Source organism: Mobiluncus porci, from assembly GCF_009695935.1.
GTDB classification, from domain to species: domain Bacteria; phylum Actinomycetota; class Actinomycetes; order Actinomycetales; family Actinomycetaceae; genus Mobiluncus; species Mobiluncus porci.
Window position 1 is genome coordinate 46,289 of the sequence record NZ_VUMY01000019.1, and the last position, 6,207, is coordinate 52,495.

Annotated in this window: 8 protein-coding genes and 1 pseudogene; 8 read left to right on the forward strand and 1 reads right to left on the reverse strand. The window is 55.9% G+C overall.

Translation table 11 applies throughout. The features are described from left to right. Positions 1-30 precede the first annotated feature (30 nt). The 7 genes from aroC to FYJ63_RS09575 all read left to right on the forward strand — a co-directional run bounded on the left by aroC (position 31) and on the right by FYJ63_RS09575 (position 5,419). Positions 31-1,308 carry a chorismate synthase gene (aroC, locus tag FYJ63_RS09545; RefSeq protein WP_154546124.1) on the forward strand — a complete coding sequence of 426 codons (1,278 nt, stop codon included), beginning with the start codon at positions 31-33 and terminating at the stop codon, positions 1,306-1,308. Further along, positions 1,305-2,915, forward strand: a complete 1,611-nt coding sequence (gene aroB, locus FYJ63_RS09550; RefSeq protein WP_338106905.1) for a 3-dehydroquinate synthase — start codon at positions 1,305-1,307, stop codon at positions 2,913-2,915. The genes aroC and aroB overlap by 4 nt, the downstream gene beginning before the upstream one ends. After that, on the forward strand, positions 2,912-3,394 hold the full coding sequence (locus FYJ63_RS09555; protein WP_154546126.1) for a nucleoside/nucleotide kinase family protein: 483 nt from the start codon (positions 2,912-2,914) through the stop codon (positions 3,392-3,394). Before aroB ends, FYJ63_RS09555 begins: the two co-directional genes overlap by 4 nt. Before the next feature lie 47 nt (positions 3,395-3,441). Further along, on the forward strand, positions 3,442-4,005 hold the full coding sequence (gene efp, locus FYJ63_RS09560) for an elongation factor P (protein WP_277028000.1): 564 nt from the start codon (positions 3,442-3,444) through the stop codon (positions 4,003-4,005). Between the two features lie 61 nt (positions 4,006-4,066). Then, positions 4,067-4,693, forward strand: a complete 627-nt coding sequence (gene nusB / locus FYJ63_RS09565; protein WP_287847695.1) for a transcription antitermination factor NusB — start codon at positions 4,067-4,069, stop codon at positions 4,691-4,693. A gap of 115 nt (positions 4,694-4,808) precedes the next feature. Next, positions 4,809-5,039, forward strand: coding sequence for a FitA-like ribbon-helix-helix domain-containing protein (locus FYJ63_RS09570; RefSeq protein WP_154546128.1), 231 nt, complete (start codon positions 4,809-4,811; stop codon positions 5,037-5,039). Beyond that, complete coding sequence (locus FYJ63_RS09575) at positions 5,036-5,419, forward strand: type II toxin-antitoxin system VapC family toxin (RefSeq protein WP_154546130.1); 384 nt, start codon at positions 5,036-5,038, stop codon at positions 5,417-5,419. Before FYJ63_RS09570 ends, FYJ63_RS09575 begins: the two co-directional genes overlap by 4 nt. On the opposite strand, the gene FYJ63_RS09580 is transcribed toward FYJ63_RS09575, so the two are convergent. Beyond that, on the reverse strand, positions 5,416-5,619 hold the full coding sequence (locus FYJ63_RS09580; protein WP_154546132.1) for a hypothetical protein: 204 nt from the start codon (positions 5,617-5,619) through the stop codon (positions 5,416-5,418). The two genes, FYJ63_RS09575 and FYJ63_RS09580, sit on opposite strands and share 4 nt — an antisense overlap. A 365-nt stretch (positions 5,620-5,984) precedes the next feature. On the opposite strand from FYJ63_RS09580, the pseudogene FYJ63_RS09585 reads away from it, so the two are divergent. After that, positions 5,985-6,207, forward strand: a pseudogene (locus FYJ63_RS09585) (ornithine carbamoyltransferase); the annotation flags it as partial.

Below are 6,207 nucleotides of genomic sequence, written 5' to 3' on the forward strand. Positions count from 1 at the left end.
TTAATCCGTGAAATATGAAAAGATGCTCCTATGTTGCAATGCGTTACTGCCGGAGAATCCCACGGACAAGCCCTCGTTGCGCTTATGAGCGGTTTACCTGCCGGTTTGAAGTTTACTACCGCCGAGGTCAGTGCCGCTTTGGCGGAACGCCGCCTCGGCTATGGACGAGGCTCTCGCCAGAAATTTGAACAAGACGAGGTGACGATTCTCTCGGGACTGCGTCACGGGGTCACTTTGGGTTCACCAATAGCCATCGAAATCAAAAACACCGAATGGCCCAAGTGGACGGCAGTGATGAGTCCCGACCCGGTTCCTCGCGAGGCTTTGCTCGTCGATGCCGGTCAGGGCGATGAACGCGAGGTGGCGCGGAATCTTCCTTTGACCAAGCCGCGTCCCGGCCACGCCGATTTCGCCGGCATGATGAAGTATGGATTCACCGACGCCCGCAACGTACTGGAACGGTCTTCCGCTCGGGAGACGGCGGCGCGAGTCGCCTTGGGGGCTCTCGCCAAGGCGCTACTGTCCCAGGTGGCGGACATTCACCTGGTGTCCCACGTGGTGGCCTTGGGTGGGGTGGAGGTTCCGCCGGAATCGGCGGCGCCAACCTTTGGTGACGTGGAGAATCTACGGGACAATCCGGTGCGGTGCTTCGACATAGAGACTTCGGAAAAGATGGTGGCTCGAGTCGAAGCGGCTAAGAAATCCGGGGACACCTTGGGAGGAATCGTGGAGGTGATCGCCTACGGGGTCCCAATTGGGCTCGGCTCCTACGTCGACCACTCAAGGCGTTTGGATTCGCGCCTCGCCGCGGCTCTTATCTCCATCCAGGCTTTCAAAGGTATGGAAATCGGTCGTGCCTTTTTGCAAGCTTCCCTCCCCGGCAGTGAAGCCCACGACCCTATGTATCTCCAGAATGTCGGGCAATCCCTTGCTGAATCCACTTCCGCAACCGGCACCCCCCAAACCGGACTCGGCAGCATCTCCCGCCCCACCAATCTCGCGGGAGGAATCGAAGGGGGCATGTCCAACGGCAACCCCATTGTGGTTCGCGCGGCGGTGAAACCGATTTCGACCGTCCCGCATTCCCTCCCAACCATCGATCTTTCCACCGGCGAGGTCGCCACGGGACTCCATCAACGCTCCGACACGACGGCGGTGGTTCCCGCCGCGGTCATCGCGGAAGCGGAGGTAGCGCTGGTGTTGGCTGATGCCCTCTTGGAGAAAACTGGGGGAGACTCCGTGGCGGAGGCGCGGCGAAACCTGAGAGCCTACCTAGCTAGCGTGGAAGAAAGGACCAACTTCTCGTGACCCGTAAAATCGTGCTCATCGGCCTTCCCACCTCCGGAAAATCGAAAACCGCCGGACTTCTCGCCCAGGCGCTACACGCCGACTGGGTTGACACCGATCTCGTCATCGAACAGCGTTTCGGCAAGAAGATTCCCTGGATTTTTCGCGAAATCGGGGAGGACGGCTTTCGCTGTTTGGAGTACCAAGTCGTGAAAGACGCGCTCAGTGGTCCCGCGCGCATCGTTTCCCTCGGTGGGGGCGCCCCGACTTTCCCCGCGACGCGCAATCTCCTCGCCGGTCACACGGTTTACTACCTGAAAGCGAGTCCGGATTTTCTCTCTGACCGCCAAGAACAACGTTCCCAGAAATCCGCTAAGAAAAAAACCGCTCAGGTGAGGCCTCTGTTGGCCGGAGATGCTCGCCAGCGAATGCGGGAACTCTATGACGGGCGAAAAGACATCTACGAAAAGATTGCCAGTGTGGTGATCGATGCGGAGAAGAAACGCCAGGAGATGGCCGCGGATATTATTGCGGCGGAATCCTCGGCGGGAGACACAGTCTGGGTTCAGGGGGCGAAACCGTATCGGGTGGTTTTCGGCGAGGATTTAGCCGGGGAAGTCGCTGATTTGGTTCCCGCTCGGGCTCGAAAAATCCTGATTCTCGCAGCTCCTCCGGTTGTGTCCCTCGCCGAGGAACTAGCCCAAAATCTCACTTCGGTCGAGGGTCGTGAGGTCAAGGTGATGGTTTTGCCTGACGGTGAGGCGGCCAAGCAGCTTCCGGTTTTGAGCTCCGTGTGGGACGCGGCGGCTGCCTTCGAGATGGAACGCGGCGACCTCATCATCCCGCTTGGGGGAGGAGCCACCACCGACCTCGGCGGTTTCGCGGCAGCGACTTGGCTGCGCGGCATGGACGTTCTGCAAGTGCCCACGACCCTGTTGGCGATGGTTGATGCCGCGATCGGAGGGAAAACCGGCATCGACTGGACCACGGGGAAAAACCTCGTGGGGGCGTTCCACCCTCCGGTAGGGGTGGCGGTGGATTTCACGACCCTCCAAACCCTACCGCGCGAGAACGTAATCGAAGGACTCGCGGAGGCTTTGAAGTGCGGTTTCATTCGCGATCCGGAGATTTTGGAGATTGCCCGCGAGGCGGGTTCGGATTTAACCGCGGTGGATAGTCCGCGACTTCGGGAAGTGATTTTCCGCGCGGTACAGGTGAAGGCCGCGGTGGTTTCAGAAGATTTGTATGAGTCAGGCCTGCGGGAATATCTGAACTACGGTCACACCTTGGCTCACGCCATTGAAAAAGCCGAGGACTTCCGGTTCCCCCACGGTCTCGCAGTCGCCATCGGGATTGTGTTTGCGGCTCACCTCGGGGCGTTACTGGGGATTGGCCCCCGCGATTTGCCGCGTACCGTGGTGGAGAGACTGGAGGCTGTTGGCCTGCCGACGACCTATAGCGGGAAGACATTTACAGAGTTGAAACCGCTAATGTACGCGGACAAAAAAGTACGCGGCGGGGAACTGCGGTTCGTGTTACTGGAAGAAATCGGGAGGCCGACCGTGGTTCCGGTGTCTGCGACAGACGCGCTCCAGGAAGCGGCGAGACTGACGGGGATCGAGCCATGAAGGCTGTCATGAAATCCGTGGCGTTGATTTCCCTTCCCGGGGCGCGTCTTGAACAACTCGCCAGGCGGGTTGCCCCAGATTTGCAGTTGACCCCCGTCGCGGCAGAGGCGCTTCTGGGAGGGGAAGCACTTGCTGACATGGAATCCCTTGTTGAAACCGACAATAACCTCATCGTTTTGCCCTCCGATTTCTTGGAAAAAGGCGGAGCGGACGCGATTCGTTCTTTTCGGGAACGCGGCGGCTTAGTGGTTTTCGTCGACTTGTCATGGGAGGAATCCTGGAAAGCGGTGGCCAATGACGGGGCGCCGAACGCGGAAGGCTTACCCTGGAGAACGGTTTACCGGAAAATGGCTCGTCAACGCGCCGCGGGCATCCGCGAGACGGCAGACCTGGAGGTTTCCGGGTCAGGTTCTTTGGAAGACATTGCGGCTCGTTTGGTGCAAGCTATTTTCGATTTCGGGACAGACCAGGATTTTTAGTAAGATGGATAAGCTCTACGACAAGTTATCTGAAGAAGGAATGAATAGTGGCAACGACGAATGATCTCAAAAACGGCCTGGTAATGAAGATTGATAACCAGTTGTGGCAGGTTATCGAGTTCCAACACGTCAAACCCGGCAAGGGGCCGGCATTCGTTCGGACGAAGATTAAGAATGTTCTTTCCGGCAAGATTGTGGATCGGACTTTCAACGCTGGCCTCAAGATCGAGACTGCCACTGTGGATCGCCGCGATATGACCTACTCCTACAATGACGGCACAGACTATGTGTTTATGGATGACAAGACTTTCGAGATGACTCCGGTTTCTCCTGAAATCGTGGGGGACGCGGCTCACTTCATGTTGGAAAACCAGAAGGTCATCCTGGCATTCTACGAAGACAAGGTGCTGTTCGTGGAGCTCCCGGCCTCGGTTGTGTTGGAGATTTCCCATACCGAGCCCGGCCTGCAAGGCGACCGCTCGAACGCGGGCACCAAACCGGCAACTTTGGAAACTGGCTACGACATTCAGGTTCCGCTGTTCTTGAACACCGGCGACAAGGTCAAGGTCGATACCCGCTCTGGCGATTACATTTCGCGCGTGACCGACTAGGACTTTTGCGGGTTGGGGTATCCCAACCCGCACTGGCTTTTAATGACAGATTCGAGGGATAGTGGGACACAAACTTCCAGCACGCACTAGGGCACGTTCGCGGGCAGCCGATGTGCTCTATGAGGCGCATCTTAAAGGTCTCGATGATCCGGCAGGGATTTATTCTTTAGCGAAGTTGCGGGAAACCGAGACTACCGCACAGTCACCCTTGCCCGCATACTCACGGGAGATTTTGGAAGGTGTAGCGGATCATCTGGAGCGGATCGATGCCGCCTTGGCGACTTATTCGCGGGCCTGGGCGCTGCACCGGATGCCGGAGGTGGACCTCGCGATTATGCGGGTCGCGGTGTGGGAGATTCTGTTCAACGCGGACGTGGACGGGCCTACCGCCATTACCGCGGCACTGCAGATTGCCGAGGAGCGTTCGACAGATGAGTCCCCGAAGTTCATTAATGGTCTTCTCGGAACGATAAACGATATGCGCGAGGCACTGGTGGCGGGGAAGAAACCGGAGGATTCAGGAGAGTCCTCAACCTCGGAAGACAAGACTGCTGGACCAGAAGAGAATACGATTTTAGAGCCCTCGGAAGAATCCCCAACTGAGCCGGAGATTATCTTCGACGCTGCGGCCAAAGCGGCAGCCCAAGGCGGCATTCTCGAACAAATCGACCTCGACACCCTGGAATAGTTTCAAAAAATTCGATTTCGCTGGGAGCGAAAACCCAACGGCGCAGGGACTGGTAGCTATGTGAAGCAACTCGGCGGCACGTCCGTGTTTGGAGTTGGGGGGCAAGATTTGTGGCATGGGTCATACATTATATGTGCGAGATATTCCCGATAAGCTCCACGATTTCCTCAAAGAAAAGGCTAAGTCGGAGGGGAAATCTGTGTCTACATTTGTGAGGGATGAGCTTGAAAAGCGTCGAAAAATCCAGACCCGTGAGGTTTTTTTGATGAGCTTGAAGCTAGGGGGGGCAATCAGTGGCACCTTAGATACCGTTGCTCTAATCCGTGAAAATCGTGAGGGACGATGACCCTCGTAGTTGACGCCTCAGTTATTGCTGAAGTTGTAATGGGCACCGATAAGGGGATTCTCTTTGCTAGGGATTTACGCCACGACCGCTTGGCGGCGCCAAATATCATTGTGGCTGAAGTAACCCAGGTAGTTAGAAAAAATACTCTGCGCGGTACTATCCCCGATGAAAGAGCCAGATTCGGCTTGGAGAATTTCGCTGCTCTCAATATTTTCCTGTTTGACATGGAAGATTTCATGGTCGAGGCCTGGGAGCTGCGCCACCACGTGACTGCCTATGATGCCATATATGTCGTGTTGGCCAGGCAGTTGAAGTCGCGATTGCTGACGATGGATCAGCGCTTGGTGGAAGCCGCGCCGGATTGTGCGTTTTTGCCCTAATTGTCGCGCATCATTTCGCGCAGGATATCCGCGGAACGCTCAGAATTGTCGAGAGTTTGATTAATCTTTTGGGCCTTTTCCTGCGCCTTCGCCCAGCGTTGCATCCGCGCCGGATCCACTGCCGGAGTGGTGCCGTTCGCTTGGTCTTCGTCGTCGTTTCCGAAAAGAAGTTTCATCAAAAGCTCGCGTTTTTCATCCATAGCCTCATTATCTATCTTTCAAACCTTCCTCGGACCGAGTTAGATTTTGGAAACCTAGATTTAGCGACAGTCCCCTCCCGCATTCAAATGCACCTTTCAAGAGGGGTTTATCCGCGGATGAGCCTCGAGATAAATCCCTTATATCCCCCAAAGTGGGCGGGTATAGAGGAGTTTATTTATATTTATTTGGCTTAAACCGCGTTAATCCGCGGTTCAGCCTCCAAATTTGGGAGGTAGCATCATGCATGTTTGTTGGAACCCGCCACGAAAAACGCAACGTTGCGTCGCTTGCTGTCCCTGACAACGGAACATTTAGGCGGATTTCTGGCAAACGAGTAAACTCAACAACTTTGGAAGGAATAATCATGACTGATTTTCATGGACGTCACTTTTTGAAGGAACTGGACTTTACTCCTGGCGAGTGGGTTGAGCTCCTGGAGTTGGCTGCTCAGTTGAAGGCCGCGAAGAAGGAAGGTCGCGAGGTTCAGTACCTTAAGGGTAAGAATATTGCGTTGATTTTTGAGAAGACTTCGACGCGTACTCGTTGTTCTTTTGAGGTGGCTGCTTACGATCAGGGTGCGCATGTGA

Bases quoted from the DNA above. Each gene is read 5' to 3' on its own strand.
- aroC (WP_154546124.1), top strand. From the start codon at position 31: ATGTTGCAATGCGTTACTGCCGGAGAATCCCACGGACAAGCCCTCGTT.
- FYJ63_RS09555 (WP_154546126.1), top strand. From the start codon at position 2,912: ATGAAGGCTGTCATGAAATCCGTGGCGTTGATTTCCCTTCCCGGGGCG.
- FYJ63_RS09570 (WP_154546128.1), top strand. From the start codon at position 4,809: ATGGGTCATACATTATATGTGCGAGATATTCCCGATAAGCTCCACGAT.
- FYJ63_RS09575 (WP_154546130.1), top strand. From the start codon at position 5,036: ATGACCCTCGTAGTTGACGCCTCAGTTATTGCTGAAGTTGTAATGGGC.
- FYJ63_RS09580 (WP_154546132.1), bottom strand. From the start codon at position 5,619: ATGGATGAAAAACGCGAGCTTTTGATGAAACTTCTTTTCGGAAACGAC.